General features: G+C 59.5%; 15 protein-coding genes. 8 read left to right on the forward strand and 7 right to left on the reverse strand.

Annotated features, from left to right (window positions below; genetic code table 11):
- Positions 1–336: 336 nt before the first annotated feature.
- From FHL16_RS26125 to miaE, 3 genes are all read right to left on the reverse strand, one after another.
- On the reverse strand, positions 337–1,623 hold the full coding sequence (locus tag FHL16_RS26125; RefSeq protein WP_010459713.1) for an ATP-binding protein: 1,287 nt from the start codon (positions 1,621–1,623) through the stop codon (positions 337–339).
- Entirely contained in the window at positions 1,624–2,331 is a 708-nt protein-coding gene (locus FHL16_RS26130) for a winged helix-turn-helix domain-containing protein (protein WP_010459711.1), read from the reverse strand.
- Between the two features lie 176 nt (positions 2,332–2,507).
- The gene (gene miaE / locus FHL16_RS26135; RefSeq protein WP_010459709.1) at positions 2,508–3,116 is read right to left on the reverse strand and encodes a tRNA-(ms[2]io[6]A)-hydroxylase; all 609 of its coding nucleotides are present in this window, start codon (positions 3,114–3,116) and stop codon (positions 2,508–2,510) included.
- Positions 3,117–3,277: 161 nt separating this feature from the next.
- Between miaE and FHL16_RS26140 the strand changes: the two genes are divergently transcribed.
- The gene (locus tag FHL16_RS26140; RefSeq protein ID WP_077749702.1) at positions 3,278–4,141 is read left to right on the forward strand and encodes a universal stress protein; all 864 of its coding nucleotides are present in this window, start codon (positions 3,278–3,280) and stop codon (positions 4,139–4,141) included.
- A 127-nt stretch (positions 4,142–4,268) separates the two neighbouring features.
- Here the strand turns inward: FHL16_RS26140 and FHL16_RS26145 are convergent, their stop codons facing one another.
- Positions 4,269–4,739, reverse strand: a complete 471-nt coding sequence (locus FHL16_RS26145) for a DUF1289 domain-containing protein (RefSeq protein WP_010459705.1) — start codon at positions 4,737–4,739, stop codon at positions 4,269–4,271.
- 408 nt (positions 4,740–5,147) lie between these two features.
- Here FHL16_RS26145 and acnB point away from each other — a divergent pair, with 408 nt between their 5' ends.
- On the forward strand, positions 5,148–7,757 hold the full coding sequence (acnB, locus tag FHL16_RS26150; RefSeq protein ID WP_010459703.1) for a bifunctional aconitate hydratase 2/2-methylisocitrate dehydratase: 2,610 nt from the start codon (positions 5,148–5,150) through the stop codon (positions 7,755–7,757).
- A gap of 80 nt (positions 7,758–7,837) precedes the next feature.
- Here the strand turns inward: acnB and FHL16_RS26155 are convergent, their stop codons facing one another.
- Positions 7,838–9,499, reverse strand: coding sequence for a SulP family inorganic anion transporter (locus FHL16_RS26155; RefSeq protein ID WP_010459701.1), 1,662 nt, complete (start codon positions 9,497–9,499; stop codon positions 7,838–7,840).
- A 214-nt stretch (positions 9,500–9,713) separates the two neighbouring features.
- On the reverse strand, positions 9,714–10,994 hold the full coding sequence (locus FHL16_RS26160) for a serine/threonine transporter (protein WP_010459699.1): 1,281 nt from the start codon (positions 10,992–10,994) through the stop codon (positions 9,714–9,716).
- A gap of 322 nt (positions 10,995–11,316) precedes the next feature.
- On the opposite strand from FHL16_RS26160, the gene FHL16_RS26165 reads away from it, so the two are divergent.
- The 5 genes from FHL16_RS26165 to FHL16_RS26185 all read left to right on the forward strand — a co-directional run bounded on the left by FHL16_RS26165 (position 11,317) and on the right by FHL16_RS26185 (position 15,557).
- Entirely contained in the window at positions 11,317–11,700 is a 384-nt protein-coding gene (locus FHL16_RS26165) for a tautomerase family protein (protein ID WP_010459697.1), read from the forward strand.
- Positions 11,701–11,868: 168 nt separating this feature from the next.
- Positions 11,869–12,465 (forward strand): TetR/AcrR family transcriptional regulator, encoded by a 597-nt coding sequence (locus FHL16_RS26170; RefSeq protein ID WP_077749703.1) that lies wholly within the window; start codon positions 11,869–11,871, stop codon positions 12,463–12,465.
- Positions 12,466–12,566: 101 nt separating this feature from the next.
- A complete protein-coding gene (locus tag FHL16_RS26175) occupies positions 12,567–13,532 on the forward strand; it encodes a 2-hydroxyacid dehydrogenase (RefSeq protein ID WP_010459693.1) in 966 nt (321 codons plus the stop codon).
- A 144-nt stretch (positions 13,533–13,676) separates the two neighbouring features.
- Positions 13,677–14,744, forward strand: a complete 1,068-nt coding sequence (locus tag FHL16_RS26180) for a phosphotransferase family protein (protein WP_010459691.1) — start codon at positions 13,677–13,679, stop codon at positions 14,742–14,744.
- Between the two features lie 45 nt (positions 14,745–14,789).
- Positions 14,790–15,557 (forward strand): SDR family oxidoreductase, encoded by a 768-nt coding sequence (locus tag FHL16_RS26185; protein WP_010459689.1) that lies wholly within the window; start codon positions 14,790–14,792, stop codon positions 15,555–15,557.
- A gap of 62 nt (positions 15,558–15,619) precedes the next feature.
- Here FHL16_RS26185 and FHL16_RS26190 read toward each other — a convergent pair whose 3' ends face one another.
- Positions 15,620–17,167, reverse strand: a complete 1,548-nt coding sequence (locus FHL16_RS26190; RefSeq protein ID WP_077749704.1) for a TerC family protein — start codon at positions 17,165–17,167, stop codon at positions 15,620–15,622.
- Positions 17,168–17,779: 612 nt separating this feature from the next.
- On the opposite strand from FHL16_RS26190, the gene FHL16_RS26195 reads away from it, so the two are divergent.
- The gene (locus FHL16_RS26195; protein WP_077749706.1) at positions 17,780–18,895 is read left to right on the forward strand and encodes a Gfo/Idh/MocA family protein; all 1,116 of its coding nucleotides are present in this window, start codon (positions 17,780–17,782) and stop codon (positions 18,893–18,895) included.
- Positions 18,896–18,921 lie beyond the last annotated feature (26 nt).

The raw sequence follows: 18,921 nt of genomic DNA on the forward strand, positions 1-18,921 counted from the left end.
CCTTTTAGCTCTTCGGTGGTGCGGATGGCCCCATCGCGAGCAGGCTCGCTCCCACACTTGGAATGCATTCTCCTGTGGGAGAATTCGGTGGGTGGGCAGGTGGTGTACGCCTTTTAGCTCTTCGGTGTTGCGGATGGCCTTATCGCGAGCAGGCTCGCTCCCACACTTGGAATGCATTCTCCTGTGGGAGACTTCGGTGGATGGGCAGGTGGTGTACACCTTTAGCGCTTCGGTGGTGCGGATGGCCTCATCGCGAGCAGGCTCGCTCCTACACTTGGAATGCATTCCCCTGTGGGAGTGAGCCTGCTCGCGATGGGGCCGGTGAGATCAACGCAATCAATCCAGATGCGCCCACGTCATGCGAAACGACGCCCCACCCCAAGGCGAATCCCCCACTTCCACCTGCCCGCCATGGGATTGCGACACCCGCCGCACCAACGCCAACCCCAAACCAAACCCACCTGTGCGGCGATCACGGCTGGCGTCCAGGCGCGAGAACGGTTCGAAAATTTTCTCGCGCCCGTCCACCGGCACACCCGGCCCATCATCGTTGACCCGCACTTCGTAGTGATCACCGGTACGGACCAACGACACTTCCACCCGCTCATCGGCATAACGAATGGCATTGCGCAGCAGGTTGATCACCGCCCGGGCCATAAAGCGTGGCTCAATGCGAACCTCATCGACCTGACACTCGACAATCAACAACTGCACCCCGGCAGCCTCGGCCTCCAGGGCCACGCTGCCGACCACGCTGTCCAGCCAACTGTTGGCCTGGATGTTTTCCCGGCTGATGACCGTAGCGCCGCGCTCAAGGCTGGCGTAGGTCAGCAACTCGGAAACCATTTCTTCCAGCTCGCCCAGGTCGGCGTACATGTCGGCAATCAGTTCGCGGTTCTGGGTCGGATCGGGTTGTTGCTTGAGCTGATCGAGTTCGAATGACAGCCGGGCAATCGGCGTGCGCAACTCGTGGGACACCGCGTTTGTCAGTTCGCGCTGATTGGCGATCAAGCCTTCGATGCGCGCCGCCATCAGGTTGAAGTGCTCGGCCAGGTCACGAATATTCGAGCGTTTGGACAGCTGGATCCGCGACGACAGGTCGTTATCGCCAAAACGTTCGGCCGCCAGGCGCAGTTTCTCCAGATCTCGCCAATGCGGGCGTACCCAGAACATCAACACAAAACCGATCATCACCGCGATCATCAGATACGCCGCGGCAATGTAGAACGGCATCAGACTGGGCTCGGCCGGCAGCTTGATGCTGAGCAACTGCGAACCCTCGTCAATGCGCGAGATGAACTGCGTGTACTTGTCACGGATCACCAGAAGCCCTTGGGCCAACTCGGCTTTCTCCTGATCGGTCAGGGACAGTTGACGGCTCTCGACCAGCGTCAGGCCCAAGCCATAATGCGGGCGCACCGCTTCCAGTTCGCGCTCCCGGTCCGACCCGTCCAGATCGCGTAATTGCTCGGCCAGCGACCAGGCCTGGCCACGCACCGCCTCGCGGTTGTAGCTCTGCATCTGATCATCGAGAAGCGCATCGAACGTGCGCTCGACCGTTTGCAACCCCAGTACCAGGCCGACCGTCATCACCAGAAACAGCCCAAGAAATAACCGCAGCATTTACAGCTCCCACGCAAACGGATTGAACAGGTAACCCTTGCCCCAGATGGTCTTGATGCACACCGGTTCGCGCGGGTTGTCCTTGAGCTTGCCGCGCAACTTGCTGATGTAGACGTCGACACTGCGGTTGAGGCCGTCAAACGCAATACCGCGCATGCGGTTGAGGATGTCGTCGCGGGACAGAACCTTGCCGGCAGCGCTGGCCAGCAACCACAGCAGTTCGAATTCCATGGTGGTCATTTCGATGACCTCCCCCGCCAACCGCACTTCGCGACAGCTGCGGTCGATGCTCAGGTTGCCGAACTCCAGGGCACTGCACACGCCGCTGTCCGGCGCCTGACGCCGTTGCAACGCACGCAGGCGGGCCAGCAATACAGGCGGTTTGATTGGTTTGATCACGTAGTCGTCGGCACCGGACTCCAGGCCGAGGATGTGATCGAGGTCATCTTCCTTGGCCGTCAGGATGACGATCGGCGTGTCGGACACGCTGCGGATCTCGCGGCACACATGCAGGCCGCTCTGCCCCGGCAGCATCAGGTCGAGCACGACGATTTTCGGTTTGAATTCGAGGAACGCGGCCAACGCGAGGTCGCCGCGGTGAACCTGGCGGACCTCAAAGCCATGTTGGGACAGGAAATGCGCGATCAGCCCGGCGAGCTTCTCGTCGTCTTCCACCAGCAATACTTTGCCAAAACCCAGGTTATCCATAACGACCGTCTGCCAACCCTTGTGAAAAGTGGGCGGCATTATGGCGCCAATCAGTGACGGGACGGTGATGACGGGCAGCAAAAACCGGCCTCGAGGGCCGGTTTTCAGTGATCTTTCATACTCTTAAGAGTTTTTAACAATTCAGTCGCAAAAGATTGCAACGTGCGGAGGGCGAATCACGCCGATGCCGGGACACCGCTGTGAAAACGGAACTCCACGTCCGGCGACTCGATCAGTTCCTGCTCGGCGGCACGGACCCGGTCAATGACTTGCGCAACATCCTTGGCATCACCGTACTGGTAAGCCAGTTTCAGGTAACCCTGGAAATGCCGCGCTTCGCTTTTCAGCAAGCCGAAATAGAACTTGCCCAGTTCTTCGTCCAGATGCGGTACCAGCGCCTCGAAACGCTCGCAGCTGCGGGCTTCGATAAATGCGCCGACCACCAGCGTGTCCACCAGCTTGACCGGCTCGTGGCTGCGCACCACTTTGCGCAGGCCCGAGGCATAACGCCCGGCGGACAGCTGACGCAGCTCGATCTTGCGCTTTTTCATCAGGCGCATGACCTGCTCGTGATGCACCAGCTCTTCCCGGGCCAGGCGCGACATCAGGTTGATCAGGTCGACATGGGAGTGATACTTGGCGATCAGGCTCAACGCCGTGCTGGCCGCCTTGAACTCACAGTTCTTGTGGTCGATCAGCAAGGTGTCCTGATCGGCAAGCGCGGCCTGGACCCAGCCATCGGGGGTTCGGCAGCCGAGGAACTCGTGAATTTCGGGAAGGATCATGGGGCTCACGGAATAAAAGGTCTGAATCGAAGGGCGCCGATTATACCGGCCTGCCGCCAGACCACCAGTCGCCGCCGTTGATATGCATCAAGTACCGGGTTGGCGGCGACCAACTATAGTTGTCCAACGCAGTATTTTTTACCTTCCTGGAGATCCCGATCATGCAAGCCATTCGCAGCATCCTGGTGGTCATCGAACCCGAACACTCGGAAAGCCTGGCGCTCAAACGGGCCAAACTGATTGCAGGCGTGACCCAGGCGCATCTGCATCTGCTGGTGTGCGATCGCAAGCATGATCACAGCGGCATGTTGGGCGTGCTCAAGGCGGCACTGTTACAGGACGGCTACAGTGTCACCACCGAGCAGGCCTGGAATGAAAGCCTGCATGAAACCATCGTCGATGTGCAGCAGGCGGAAGGCTGCGGGCTGGTGATCAAACAGCATTACCCCGACAGCCCGTTGAAAAAAGCCCTGCTGACCCCGGCGGACTGGAAACTGCTGCGTTATTGCCCGACGCCGGTGCTGCTGGTGAAAACCTCTAAACCGTGGACCGGCGGGGTCATTCTCGCGGCCATTGACGTCGGCAATGCCGATGGCGAACACCGCACGTTGCACGCCACCATCGTCGATCACGGTTACGACATCGCCAGCCTGGCCAAGGCCAAACTGCACGTGGTCAGTGCCCATCCGTCACCGATGCTGTCGGCGGCGGACCCTACGCTGCAGCTCAGCGAAACCATCGAGGCGCGCTATCGCGAGCAGTGCAAGGCCTTTCAGGCCGAGTTCGATATCGATGATGATCACCTGCACATCGAGGAAGGTCCGGCGGATGTGTTGATTCCGTTCATGGTGCACAAGCTGCAGGCGGCGGTGACGGTGATTGGCACTGTTGCGCGGTCCGGGTTGTCCGGAGCGCTGATCGGGAATACGGCGGAGGTGGTGCTGGATGCGGTGGAGAGCGATGTGCTGGTGCTGAAGCCGGATACGATCATGGACCATCTGGAGGAGATTGTGACGCAGCATTGAGATTTGCGGCGTCGGGTAGTACGCCTTCGCGGGCAAGCCTCGCTCCTACAGGGTTTGTGTTGATCACACCCGTTGTGTACGACACAAAACCTGTAGGAGCGAGGCTTGCCCGCGAAGCACTTAATGTTCAGCCGCCAAAAGCGTCTTTCAGAAACCCCGGCGCAATGTAGCGCTGATAATGCGCCTCAGAGAGCAAAAAGAATTCCCGATCAATGGCGTCACGCAATTCCGGCAGGTTCCAGTCGCGAAACTCCGGCATCAGCACCATCCCGTAGGCTTCCAGGTTATTGATGACCCGCGCACCACGGGCGATCAGCTGATAAGCCCAGCAATACTCGGATTGATGCGGCACAAAGCGGATCTTGCGCTGCTCCAGTTGCAAGCGCAGGCGCTGCGGGTCGAAAATTTCCAGCTTGCTGGCCATCACCTGGGACAACAACTGCTCAAGACGCAGCCACACCGCGCGCTTTTCCTCCTCGTTGTAACCATTCCAGTTGATCACTTCATGGTGGAAACGCTTGCAGCCACGGCACACCAGATCACCGTAAACAGTGGAACAGAGGCCGACGCAGGGGGTCTTGATGGTCTGATTGGGCATAGGTCAGGAGGACACGGGAAAGCAGAACAGGCCGGCATGTTAGCCCTTTGTCTAACATTGATCACCCCTCAATCTTGAGGGGCCAACTTACCTTTAATTTTTTTTTGCCGTAGAATCAGCCAGCCTTTTAAGGCGCCAATGTCCGTTAGAAGCTGTTTTCAAAGCGTCACGAGCACAGTCGTTCCTTCAGAGCGGAGTTGGCGAAGGGTTTTTCCAGCGGGGAAAAGCTCTACGCCAACCCTCATCAGCTCCCCGTTCTGCAGGCGTAAAACTTTGAAAGCAGCTTCTGTAAGGAATTGTCGGTAATTCTGGCTAAGTGGCCCACAACGCCACGCAGCGCATGAGTACGGCAATTTCGGGATGAGCGTCCCGGACACCCATTTGGGACCACTGATGAGGGTAATAACTGTGCTTGAAGCCTACCGCAAACATATCGAAGAGCGTGCAGCACTGGGTATCGTTCCCCAGCCGCTAAACGCCGAACAAACTGCAGGCCTGGTCGAGCTGCTGAAGAATCCCCCGGCTGGCGAAGAAGCTTTCCTCGTTGACCTGATCACCAATCGCATTCCGCCAGGCGTGGACGAAGCAGCCTATGTAAAGGCCGGTTTCCTGTCTGCCCTCGCCAAAGGCGAAGCAACCTCCCCTCTGATCGACAAGAAACGCGCTGTTGAACTGCTCGGCACCATGCAGGGCGGCTACAACATCGTGACTCTGGTCAATCTGCTGGACGACGCCGAACTGGCGCCAGTCGCTGCCAAAGAACTCAAGCACACCCTGCTGATGTTCGACGCGTTCCACGACGTCGCTGAAAAAGCCAAGAACGGCAACGTACACGCTAAAGGCGTGCTGCAATCCTGGGCTGACGGCGAGTGGTTCAAGAACCGCCCTGTGCTGGCCGACAAGATCAGCCTGCGCGTGTTCAAGGTCACCGGCGAAACCAACACCGACGACCTGTCCCCTGCTCCGGACGCCTGGTCCCGCCCGGACATCCCGCTGCACGCCCTCGCCATGCTGAAAATGGCCCGTGAAGGCATCGTGCCTGACGCCCAGGGCGTCACCGGTCCGATGAAGCAGATCGAAGAAATGCGCGGTCAAGGCTTCCCGATCGCCTACGTCGGTGACGTGGTCGGTACCGGTTCTTCGCGTAAGTCCGCCACCAACTCGGTGCTGTGGTTCTTCGGCGACGACGTGCCTTTCGTGCCGAACAAGCGTGCCGGCGGTTTCTGCTTCGGCAGCAAAATCGCTCCGATCTTCTACAACACCATGGAAGATGCCGGCGCACTGCCAATCGAATTCGACGTGACCAACATGCACATGGGCGACGTGATCGACCTGTACCCGCATGCTGGCAAAGTCTGCAAACACGGCACTGACGAAGTCCTGACCACCTTCGAAATGAAGACCCCGGTACTGTTGGACGAAGTTCGTGCTGGCGGCCGTATTCCGCTGATCATCGGTCGCGGCCTGACCGACAAGGCGCGTGCCGAACTGGGCCTGGGCCCTACCGACCTGTTCAAGCTGCCTGAAGCGCCTGTCGATACTGGCAAAGGCTTCACCCTGGCACAGAAAATGGTCGGCAAGGCGTGCGGTCTGCCAGAAGGCAAAGGCGTTCGTCCTGGCACCTACTGCGAACCGAAGATGACCACCGTCGGTTCTCAGGACACCACCGGTCCTATGACCCGTGACGAACTGAAAGACCTGGCGTGCCTGGGCTTCTCGACCGATCTGGTGATGCAGTCCTTCTGCCACACCGCGGCCTATCCAAAGCCGATCGACGTGACCACCCACCACACCCTGCCAGACTTCATCATGACCCGCGGCGGCGTTTCCCTGCGTCCGGGCGACGGCATCATCCACAGCTGGCTGAACCGCATGCTGCTGCCGGACACCGTCGGTACCGGTGGTGACTCGCACACCCGTTTCCCGATGGGCATTTCGTTCCCGGCCGGTTCTGGCCTGGTAGCGTTCGCCGCCGCCACTGGCGTCATGCCGCTGGACATGCCGGAATCGATCCTGGTGCGCTTCAAAGGCAAAATGCAACCGGGCGTCACCCTGCGTGACCTGGTTCACGCCATTCCTTACTTCGCGATTCAGGCTGGCCTGTTGACCGTCGAGAAGAAAGGCAAGAAGAACGCATTCTCCGGTCGCATCCTGGAAATCGAAGGCCTGGACAACCTGAGCATCGAACAAGCTTTCGAGCTGTCCGACGCCTCGGCTGAACGTTCGGCTGCCGGTTGCACCATCAAGCTGTCGAAAGAATCCATCACCGAGTACCTGAACTCCAACATCACCCTGCTGCGCTGGATGATCGGTGAAGGCTACGGCGATGCGCGTACCCTGGAACGTCGTGCTCAAGCGATGGAAGCCTGGGTTGCCAACCCTGAGCTGATGGTTGCCGATGCTGACGCCGAATACGCTGAAATCATCGAAATCGACCTGGCCGACATCAAAGAGCCTGTGCTCTGCGCGCCAAACGATCCGGACGACGCCCGTCTGCTGTCCAGCGTTGCTGGCGAGAAGATCGACGAAGTGTTCATCGGTTCGTGCATGACCAACATCGGTCACTTCCGCGCTGCCGGTAAACTGCTGGATCAGGTCAAAGGTCAGCTTCCAACCCGTCTGTGGCTGTCGCCGCCGACCAAAATGGACGCTCACCAGCTGACCGAAGAAGGCTACTACGGCATCTACGGCAAGGCCGGCGCTCGCATGGAAATGCCAGGCTGCTCGCTGTGCATGGGTAACCAGGCACGTGTAGAGCCGAACTCCACCGTGGTGTCGACATCGACCCGTAACTTCCCGAACCGTCTGGGTGACGGCGCGAACGTCTACCTGGCCTCGGCCGAGCTGGCGTCCGTTGCTTCCATCCTGGGTCGCCTGCCGACCGTCGAGGAGTACATGGAATACGCTGGCAAGATCGACAGCATGGCGGCCGACGTTTACCGCTACCTGTCCTTCGACCAGATCGCCGAGTTCCGTGAAGCTGCTGCGAACGCCAACATCCCGGTCGTTCAAGCCTAACGCTGCAACGCAATAAAAAACGCCGCCCATCGTGAGATGAGCGGCGTTTTTTTATGCCCGCAAGCCCTCTACCACAGGGGTTATGTGGATGGCTTGAGGGCTTGTTGCACCGCGCCGTCGACGCTCAGGCCACTCAGAATTACCTGCTCCATTTCCTGCGTCGGTAACCGTGCGAGCACCGCTTTGGCTTCGTGCTTGAGCCGCGCCAGGATCAACAGCATGTCCAGCGCCCGCACCTGCATAAAGAACGCTTCCAGCGCTTCGATACTGGTGCCGTCCAGATCGGGGGATTCTTCCAGGCTGAGAATGATCGTATGCACCGGCGGCTCCGCGTGCCGGGCCAGGTGCAGCGCGCCACTCAGAATGCGCTCCACGTTCGCGAAAAACAGCGCCTCGCTGGGCCTCACGATCAGCACGCCAGGGATCGCCCGGGCATCGGGATGGCGCTGCAGGTCGACATAATCATGGCCGTTACCCATTTGCCCCAGCACTTGAATATCCGCCGAAGACATCTGTTTGAGCATCAGCACCACGCTGATCACCACCGCCACCAGCAAGCCGTCCAGCACGCCGAGCACCAACACGGCGGCCACCGCGCAGATCACCAGCAAGCGGTCGCGACGCCAGATGAAATACCGACCCAATGGCTGCAGGCTCAAGCCGCGCGCCAGTGCATGAATGACGATGGCCGCCAGCACCGGTTCGGGCGTCAAGGCAATCCAGGGCAACACGGTCAAGACAATCAGCAACACCACCCCCGCCGCAACCACACCGGCCAGGCGTGAACCGGCACCGGCCGCCTCATTGGCCGACGTCGCGGAGTAACCGGCGCCGCTCGGCATGCCGTGGAACAGGCCTGACAGCAGATTGGCCGCCCCGAGGGCCAGCAGGTCGCGGTTCGAGGAAACCCGGTCGCCATGCTTGAGTGCAAACGAGGTAATCGATCCATAGGATTCGGCATACAGAATCATCACCATGGCAAACGCCAATTCCCCCAGGTGCAGCCAGTCGGCAAACGGCAGCACCGGCAGCCGGGGCACTTCAAGGCTCAGGTCGATCACACCGATCAGTTTCACTCCGTAGGCCGGCAGGTTCAGCCATTGGCCGGCGGCAATGCCGAGCGCCACCACCAGCAAGCCTCCCGGTAATCGCCGAAAACGTGCACACACCCACAACACCAGCAGCGCCACCGCGGCGACCAGCAAGCCAACCCGATTCCACTGCGCCCACTGCTCCAGCAGTTGCGGCAGGAAACGGATCAGGTTGCCGTTGCTCAAGTGCACGTCAACGATGCTCGCCAGTTGCTTGAGGATGATGGTCACGGCCAGGCCCAATGCAAAGCCGCGCAGTACCGGTTTGGCGATAAATGACGTCACGCGGCCAAGCTTGAACAGTCCGGCCAACAGGAAGAAACCACCCGTCACCAGCACCAGGCCGATCGCCAGCGTCATGCGCAGCCCTGAATCACCGTTGGCCAGCGTGGCGGTGGCGGCGGCCAGCACCGCTGCCGAAGATGAAGTCGCGGAAACAATGGCAAAACGGCTGGTGCCGAACAGTCCGTAGCACAGCAACCCGGCAAACAGCGCAATCACCCCGGCCTGGGGCGGTAACGCCGCAATGCTGGAATAGGCAACGGCCTCGGGCAACAACAAACCGGCAATCGACACACCGGCCATAACGTCGAGCCAGCGGTTGGGCGTATCGGCACGGGGTTGCACCGATGCGCCGGGGGCACCTGCCATAAAGCGTCTCCAGAGAAAGGGTCAATCTGCGGCAAACGGTCTACGACGCGCTGATGCAGCCGCAAGCTTAGCCGCTAATCCCGGGGGACGGGTGCGCTGGATCAGGGGTGTGCGTTCTTCTACGCAATAAAAAACGCCGCCCATCGAAAGATGAGCAGCGTTTATTTATGCCTGATCGTTCCCCCGCCCCGCGTGGGAATGATCAAAGCAGTGCTCAGGCCGTCAGCGAATAGATCAACGCCGAAATCGCCACCAGCCCCACCGCCGTCACGAAGACGTTGGACGCCTGACCACGGAAGCGCGCCATCGCCGGCACTTTGCGGATCGCGTACATCGGCATCAGGAACAGGATCGCGGCGATGATCGGGCCACCGAGGGTTTCGATCATGCCGAGGATGCTCGGGTTCAGGGTCGCGACAATCCAGCACACCACCAGCATGAACGCGGCGGTCATGCGGTCCAGGGTCTTGGGCGCCGGGCGTTTGCCGCTTTTTACGATCAAGCCTTTGAGGCCTTCGCTGGCGCCGATGTAGTGGCCCAGGAATGACTTGGAAATGGCCACGAACGCAATCAACGGCGCCGCAAAGGCAATGGTCGGGTTGCTGAAGTGGTTGGCCAGGTACGACAGGATCGACAGGTTCTGCGCCTTGGCTTCCGCCAGTTGCCCCGGCGACAGGGTCAGCACGCAGCTGAAGACGAAGAACAGCACCATCGCCACCATCAAGAGGTGGGCGCGGGAGAGGATCTGCGAGCTGCGCTCTTCAGCGTGTTCGCCGTAACGACGCTTCTGGTCCACCGCGAACGCCGAAATGATCGGCGAGTGGTTGAACGAGAACACCATGACCGGAATGGCCAGCCACAGCGTGTGCAGCAGCGCCGACGGTTCAGGCAGGGTCGACGCCGTGGCCAGGATGCCACCGTTCCAGTGCGGAATCAGGAACACCGCGAGAAACAGCAGCGCCACGATGAACGGGTACACCATCAGGCTCATGGCCTTGACGATCGCCTGCTCGCCACAACGCACCACCGCCAGCAGGCCGAGGATCAGCACCAGCGACAGCACGGCGCGCGGGGGCGGCATGATGTGCAGTTGATGTTCAAGGAAACTGCCTACGGTGTTGGTCAGGGCCACGCTGTAGATCAGCAGGATCGGGAAGATCGCGAAGAAGTACAGCAAGGTGATCAACGCACCGGCCTTGATGCCGAAGTGTTCTTCCACCACTTCGGTGATGTCCGCGCCTTCGCGGCCGGACAACACGAAGCGGGTCAGGCCACGGTGCGCATAAAAGGTCATCGGGAATGCCAGCACCGCCAGGATCAGCAACGGCCAGAAACCTCCCAGGCCTGCGTTGATCGGCAAAAACAGGGTACCGGCTCCGATGGCCGTGCCAAACAGGCCGAGCATCCAGGTGGTGTCATGGCGATTCCAGCTAGTGAGAGTCGCTGGTGTCGCCGCTACATAGCGTTCGTCGACGCTATTGGCCTGATCATTCATCCGGTGGGATCTCCGCATTCCGGTCATTTGCTACCCGGTCAGGACGAGTCGGAAAAATCCGACGGGCAGCGCCCTGGCCGAAACAAGGGCGCGATTGTCCGGGATTAATGAACAGAAGCAAAGACTTAGCTGAGGAGTGGTTGTGCGGATCAGATCCAGACCCCGTGGGCGCGTGCCTTTGTGGCGCTCTCCTACACTTGCTCCCGTGGCGCTCTTGCATCAAATTAAATAGATGTCTTGATAAATCTATTCGGTGAAGGATTAGCGTCATGTATTTTCGAATCACCTGCTGACCGGCAGCCCTCTTTTACGGAGACCTCCCATGCCACTCGTTCGCGTCGATATCAAAAAGAACCAGGACCCGACCTTCGCCAAGCGCATCGGCAAACTGATCTACGCTGCCATGCATGCCACCATTGGCGTCCCCGAGAACGATAACTTCCAGATCCTCGCCGAACACGACGAGAACCACTTCATCTTTGACCCCGTTTACATGGGCATCAATCGCACGGACAACCTGGTGATCATCCAGATCACCTTGCGGGAAGGCCGCACCCTCGAGCAGAAAAAACTGCTCTACAAGACCATCGCCGAAAGCCTCAACGCTGAACTGGGTGTTCGCCTGGAAGATGTCTTCATCAATCTGGTGGAAGGCAAACCCGAGAACTGGTCATTCGGCAATGGCATCGCTCAATACGCCAACTGATTGCCGCCACGCCTGGCGTTTTACAAGGTCTCGGAGGACATCTCTCAATCGGGATAGAAACATCCTTCGACCGGGCCGACTGTTGCCGCGAAAGTCATTCACTGACACGCGCCCGACAGTTCCTTATGATGCCAGTCATCTAAACACCTTCCCTGCCTGTGAGCCGCCATGCCTCGAGTCTCTCGCAAACAAGCCGAACTCAACCGCGAGATCATCGTCGAAGCCGCCACGCGACTGTTTCGCGAGCGCGGCCTGCACGGGATCAGCGTCGTTGATGTAATGGGCGCGGCCGGCTTGACCCATGGCGGGTTCTACGGTCATTTCGACTCTAAGGAAGCGCTGGCGAAAGAGGCCTGTACCCGGGCGTTCACCCAGTCGATGGAACGCTGGAAGCAGAAAATCGACGCCAACGATAACCGCGTCTCGGCCCGCACGAGCATCATCGCGCCCTACCTGTCGGCGGCCAACCGCGATAACCCGGGCGAAAGCTGCCCGGTCACGGCGTTTGCCGGCGACATGTGCCATGAAACCGCGGAAAGCGGTTTGCACCAGACCTATACCCAGGGGCTGGAAGCCTTGTTGCAGATGCTCACCCCTTTGATGGGTTCGGATCAGCCCCAAGCCAATCGCCAGCAAGCCTTGGTGGATTATTCCTTGATGGTCGGCGCGCTGACCCTGGCTCGCGCCACGCGGGGGGATGAACTGTCTGATGAGATTCTCGACGCCGCCCGCCATTTTCTGACCTCCCAAGGTGAATCAGTCTGATCAACGGCGTGTGCAATCCCCGGTCGTTGCTAAACTCCTCTGGAATCAGCAATCTGAAGCAACATTCGAGATCCGACATTCAATCCCCACAGGAGCTCAGCATGCCTGCAACCGTTCTGGTACTGGTTGAAACCATCAACGATTACTTGCCGATTCTCGAACATCAGGGCTTTCACCTGATTCTGGCCCCGACGCCGGCCGAGCGCGCCGCCGCCATCTCACGGCATGGCCCGCAGATTGATGCGGTACTGACTCGCGGTCCATTGGGCTTGTACGCCGATGAAATTGCCGCCCTGCCCAACCTCAAAATCATCTGCGTGATCGGTGCCGGTTACGAGCACGTCGACCTGCAAGCCGCCGCCAACCGGGACATCACCGTCACCAATGGCGCCGGCGTCAACGCCTCTTCAGTCGCCGACCATGCCATGGCGATGTTGCTGGCGCTGGTTCGCGACATTCCCCGTTGCGACGCAGCGGTACGCCGCGGCGAGTGGCCGAAGATCATGCGCCCCTCCCTGGCCGGCAAGCGCCTGGGGATCCTCGGCCTCGGCGCGGTCGGCATGGCCATCGCCAAACGCGCCGCCGCCGGCTTCGACATGACCGTGAGTTACCACAACCGCCAGCATCGCAGCGACGTCCCCTATACCTTCTGCTCGACACCGACCGAACTGGCTCGTGCCTCGGACTTTTTGATCGTTGCCACCCCTGGCGGCCTGGGCACCAAACACCTGATCAATAAACACGTCCTTGATGCCTTGGGCCCCAAAGGGTTCGTCGTGAACATCGCCCGAGCCTCGGTGATCGCCACGGCAGACCTGGTCACTGCGCTTGAGCAACGACGCATTGCCGGTGCCGCCCTGGATGTGTTCGATGCCGAGCCTCACGTGCCGGAGGCGCTCAAGGCGCTGACCAACGTGATCCTGACGCCGCATGTCGCTGGGTTGTCTCCGGAGGCTACGCAAGGCACCGTGGAGTTGGTGGGTCGCAATCTGGTGGCATTCTTCTCCGGCAGTCCCGTGTTGACGCCCATCGCCCTGCCGGCCTCACTGAGCAAGGTTGCGCCTTGAGGGTCATTCAAACAGGTGTATCAAAAGCAATGATTGCCCGGCAACACGCTCACCTATAAGGGCCGTTCGTGGTTGTGGGTGCCGGGTGCGCGCATTAGATTAGCCAATAATCGCAGGCCTCCAGAATAAGCAGAAGGGATAAGCATGGCGCTTACTGACCAGTCCACCCGTATCCGCACCGGCGAAGAACTCGATGCCAGCCTGATCGATCCGTACCTCAAGGCCCACATTCCGGGCTTGAGTGGCTTGCCTCAGATCAGCCAGTTTCCAGGCGGTGCGTCGAACCTGACCTACCTGCTGGAATACCCGGAGCAGGAGTTCGTCCTGCGTCGGCCGCCGTTTGGCCACAAAGCCAAGTCCGCACACGACATGGGCCGCGAATTTCGCATCCTCAATCAACTGCGCGACGGTTTTCCGTATTGCCCCAAGGCCTATGTGCACTGCACCGACGAATCGGTGATCGGCGCCGAGTTCTACGTAATGGAACGGGTCAACGGGATCATCCTGCGCTCGGAACTGCCACCGGAACTGGGCCTGGATTCGGCGAAAACCGAAGCCTTGTGCAAAAGCTTCATCGACAAGTTCGTTGAACTGCATCGTGTCGACTACAAGGCCTTTGGCCTGGGCGATCTGGGCAAGCCCGAAGGTTATGTGGCACGGCAGATCAAGGGCTGGAGCGATCGCTACGAAAAAGCCCTGACGCCGGACGCGCCGAAGTGGGAGGCGGTCAAGGCCTGGCTCAACGACAAGATGCCGGCCGACCACCCGACCTCCAGCATCGTCCACAACGACTACCGCTTCGACAACGTGATCCTCGACCCGAACAACCCGATGCAAATCATAGGCGTGCTCGACTGGGAACTCACCACCCTCGGCGACCCGCTGATGGACCTCGGCAACACCCTCGCCTACTGGATCGAAGCCACAGACCCGGCGCCGGTGCAACTGATGCGTCGCCAGCCGAGCCACGCCCCGGGCATGCTGACCCGTCGCGAATTCGTCGATTACTACGCCCAGCGCTCTGGCATCCAGATCGACAATTTCGACTTCTATTACACCTACGGCCTGTTCCGCCTGGCCGGCATCGTGCAGCAGATCTACTACCGTTTCTTCCACGGTCAGACCCAGGACAAACGCTTCGCGCAGTTCATTCACATGAACAAACTGCTGGAGCAGATGAGCCTGCAAGTCATCCAGAAATCTACGCTCTGATCGCGGCTTTAACTACATTCCGGGCCCTAATAACAAGGAAACCTCATGTCCAAGACTCACTTGTTCGACCTCGACGGCAAAATCGCCTTCGTCTCCGGCGCCAGCCGCGGTATCGGTGAGGCCATCGCCAAACTGTTGGCCCAGCAAGGCGCCCACGTCATCGTCTCGAGCCGCAAGCTCGACGGCTGCCAGCACGTGGCCGACGCCATCATCGCCGCCGGCGGCAAAGCCACCGCCGTCGCGTGCCACATCGGTGAAATGGAACAGATCAGCCAGGTCTTCGCCGGCATCAAGGAACAGTTCGGGCGCCTGGACATCCTGGTCAACAACGCCGCGACCAACCCACAGTTCTGCAACGTACTGGACACCGACCTAGGCGCTTTCCAGAAAACCGTCGACGTCAACATCCGTGGCTACTTCTTCATGTCGGTCGAAGCCGGCAAACTGATGCGCGAAAACGGCGGCGGCAGCATCATCAACGTCGCGTCGATCAATGGCATCTCGCCGGGCATCTTCCAGGGCATCTACTCGGTGACCAAGGCCGCCGTGATCAACATGACCAAGGTGTTCGCCAAGGAATGCGCGCAGTTCGGCATCCGCTGCAACGCCCTGCTGCCGGGCCTGACCGACACCAAGTTTGCGTCGGCATTGGTGAAGAACGACGCGATCCTGAAGACCGCGTTGCAGCAGATCCCGCTCAAGCGCGTAGCGGATCCGAGCGAGATGGCCGGCGCGGTGCTGTACCTCGCCAGCGATGCGTCGAGCTACACGACCGGGGTTTCGTTGAATGTGGATGGCGGATTCTTGTCCTGATTCACTGCTCAGGATGAACAAAAGGCAGCCTCAGGGCTGCCTTTTGCCGAGCGGACTCCGGCTTACTTTTTACGCAATCGCACCCTCGTCACTCGTCGTTCTTCGACCTCCACAACGGTCATGCTCCACTCCTGCCAATCGAGCTTGTCGCCAATGACCGGCAGACGATCCAGCAAGCTCATGACCAACCCTGCGAGCGTCTGATAGTCATCAGTCGCTTTAGCCTGGAAGCCAATGTGTTCGCGAATCTGGCTGAGATTCAGCGCACCACTGACGAGGAAGCCTCCCTCCTCGACAACGATATTCGGGCCTTCAATTTCACTGGCATCCGGCAACTCACCCGCGATGGATTCGAGAATGTCGGTCATGGTCAAAATACCCATGAAGTCACCGAATTCGTTCACCACGAACGCGATGTGAGTCGACTCTTTGCGCATCTGTTCCAGTGCGTTGAGAATCGAGAAGTTGTCCAGCAAGTTGATGGCCTGGCGGGCAATGGTTTCCAGGTTGGGCTGGTGCCCGGCCAACAGCTCTTTGAGCAGCTCCTTCTTGTGGACGAACCCCAAAGGCTCATCAACGCGCCCACTGCGGATCAACGGCAATCGGGAGTACGGCGAGTGCATCAGCTGGGTGCGGATTTTTTCCGCAGAATCGGCCAGGTCAATATGGTCGATTTCCGCACGCGGAGTCATGACGCCGCGTATCGGGCGTTCCGCCAACTGCAGCACGCCACTGATCATGACGCGCTCCCGTCGATGGAAAACCTGCTCGGCCTCTGCACCTGACAGCATGTCAGCGATTTCCTCGCCGACTTCATCGGCCCCCAGCTTGTGCCCACCCAGCAAACGCAAAACGGCATGCGCGGTACGCTCACGCATAGGGCGATGACCTTGCACACTCTTCTTGCGGCGTGAGCGAGCCACCTGATTGAACAACTCGATCAGGATCGAGAAGCCGATCGCTGCGTAGAGATAGCCTTTCGGAATGTGGAAGCCAAGGCCCTCAGCGGTGAGGCTGAAGCCGATCATCATCAAGAAACCCAGGCAGAGCATGATGACGGTGGGGTGCCCGTTGACGAAATTGGTCAATGGCTTGCTTGCGATGATCATCAAGCCAATGGAGAAAATCACAGCGATCATCATGACCGACAAGTGCTCCACCATGCCCACGGCAGTGATCACAGCGTCCAGCGAGAAGACGGCATCCAGTACCACAATTTGCGCAACGATAGGCCAGAACATCGCATAGGCCGCATTGCCTGAGCGTTGTGTCACATGCCCTTCAAGTCGCTCATGCAATTCCATGGTTGCCTTGAACAACAAGAACACACCACCGAACAGCATGATCAAATCCCGGCCCGAGAACGTCTTGTCGAAGACCTCGAACAAAGGTTCGGTCAGGGTGACCATCCAGGAGATGCTCGCGAGCAAGCCAAGACGCATCAGCAATGCAAGGGACAGCCCGATGACACGCGCGCGATCCCGCTGCTCTGGCGGTAGCTTGTCAGCCAGGATGGCAATGAACACAAGGTTGTCGATGCCGAGCACCAGCTCCAGCACGATCAGGGTCAGCAGGCCAAGCCAGGCCGTGGGATCAGCAATCCATTCCATAGGAATTATTCAGTCTCTCGTAGAGTGGGGGCGAATGAGTGAATGGCAGAAACACACGAACGCCTGCTCGACGGAGCGGATGCGATGTTCAGGGCACAAGGCGCAAGAAAGAAAGGTTTCACCGAGCGCAGGCAAGGAGGTGAGCCCTTCGAGATGGCACGGTCAGTCCTGGAGAAGGACATCACTGAGCAACCTGCAGCCGGGATTTCGAGGTTAAGCGATATTAGAAAGCGAGACCTGCGCCGAATAGCGAAGGCCAAATGGATACAGGGTGTGGATTGAAACAAGCGACTGGGAGGCTCCAGGAGGGTGTTCATATAGACCTGAAAGAAATGGGGGATGAAATCCTACAATGTTTCGGAGCACCTCATACGAGACGAGTTATTTCAGAATCTGACAGAGCGGTAAAAGAGATCAGCAAGAGCGGTCCACCGAATACTCCACCAATGACTCGCCCCCTCACCTTCCAGCACCGCTTACTGAGCGCATAGCGTTGTTGCCATTTCGCTGATCCCATACACATAACGAATTATTATTCCACCGATTGCATTTTAGGAATTTATATTCCATAAATAGCGTCCCAACAACAAAAATCCCAAAAGGTCCCCAGCTATGCGCGAACTCGGTATCGGACTCATCGGCACAGGTTTCATGGGTCGCGCCCACGCCCTGGCCTTTCGCAACGTCAGCGCGGTGTTCGAGCTCCCGCTGAAGCTCAGGCTGGCGGCCCTCGCCGACGTCGATCCACATCGTGCACGGCACTGTGCCGACGCCTGGAGTTTCGAAACCGCTCACACCGACTGGCAACAGCTGATCGATGATCCCAAGGTCAATCTGGTCGCCATCACTACGCCCAATCACCTCCACTACCCCATGGCCATGGCCGCCCTCGCGGCGGGTAAAGCGGTGTATTGCGAGAAGCCTCTGGCGGTGAATCTGCAGCAAGCCAACGCGATGCGTCAGGCCGCCAACGCCGCGGGCATCGTGACGCGGGTGGGTTACAACTATCAGCACAACCCGATGATCGGGCTGGCCAGGGAGCTGATCGACAGCGGCAAACTGGGGCAGCCCATCAGTTTTCAGGGCGAATTCAGCGAAGACTTCATGGCCGATCCAGCTTCGCCGTGGTCGTGGCGCTGCGATGCCGATCACGCGGGCGGCGCGCTGGCGGATCTGGGCAGTCATTTACTGGCGATGGCGCGCTATCTGATGGGCGATGTCGAATCAGTGTGCGCCGACGCTCAAACCGTGCACCGGCAGCGTCCTGCAACGTCAGGCAGCCAGGAGCAACGGCCCATTGCAGTCGACGATCAGGTCCACGCGCTGCTGCGGTTTGCCAACGGCGCACGCGGTACGTTCAGCAGCAGTTGGCTCAAGCATGGCTACAAGAACCACCTGAGCTTCGAGATCAGCGGCACTGAAGGCACGCTGGCGTTCGACCAGGAGCGCTTGAACGAGCTGCGGCTGTATCGCGCCGGCCAGGACGGTTTCCAGCGCTTGCTCGCCGGACCGAACCTGCCGGGTTACGCGGCGTTCAGCCCGGCGGCGGGTCATCAGCTGGGATACAACGAACTCAAGACGCTAGAGGTACATGACCTGGTGATGGCCCTGGCTGGCCTTTCCCAGGGCGGGACTGACTTTGAGCAAGCATGGGAAGTTGAACGTCTGGCGACGGCGATCCGGTTGGCGGCAAGCGAGTCACGCTGGGTCAGGATCGAGGATGTCTGAGGTTTAGGCCCCCAGGTGTCGGCACC

Origin of the sequence: Pseudomonas sp. FSL W5-0299 (assembly GCF_005930655.1) — a bacterium.
Classification (GTDB): Bacteria; Pseudomonadota; Gammaproteobacteria; order Pseudomonadales; family Pseudomonadaceae; genus Aquipseudomonas; species Aquipseudomonas mandelii.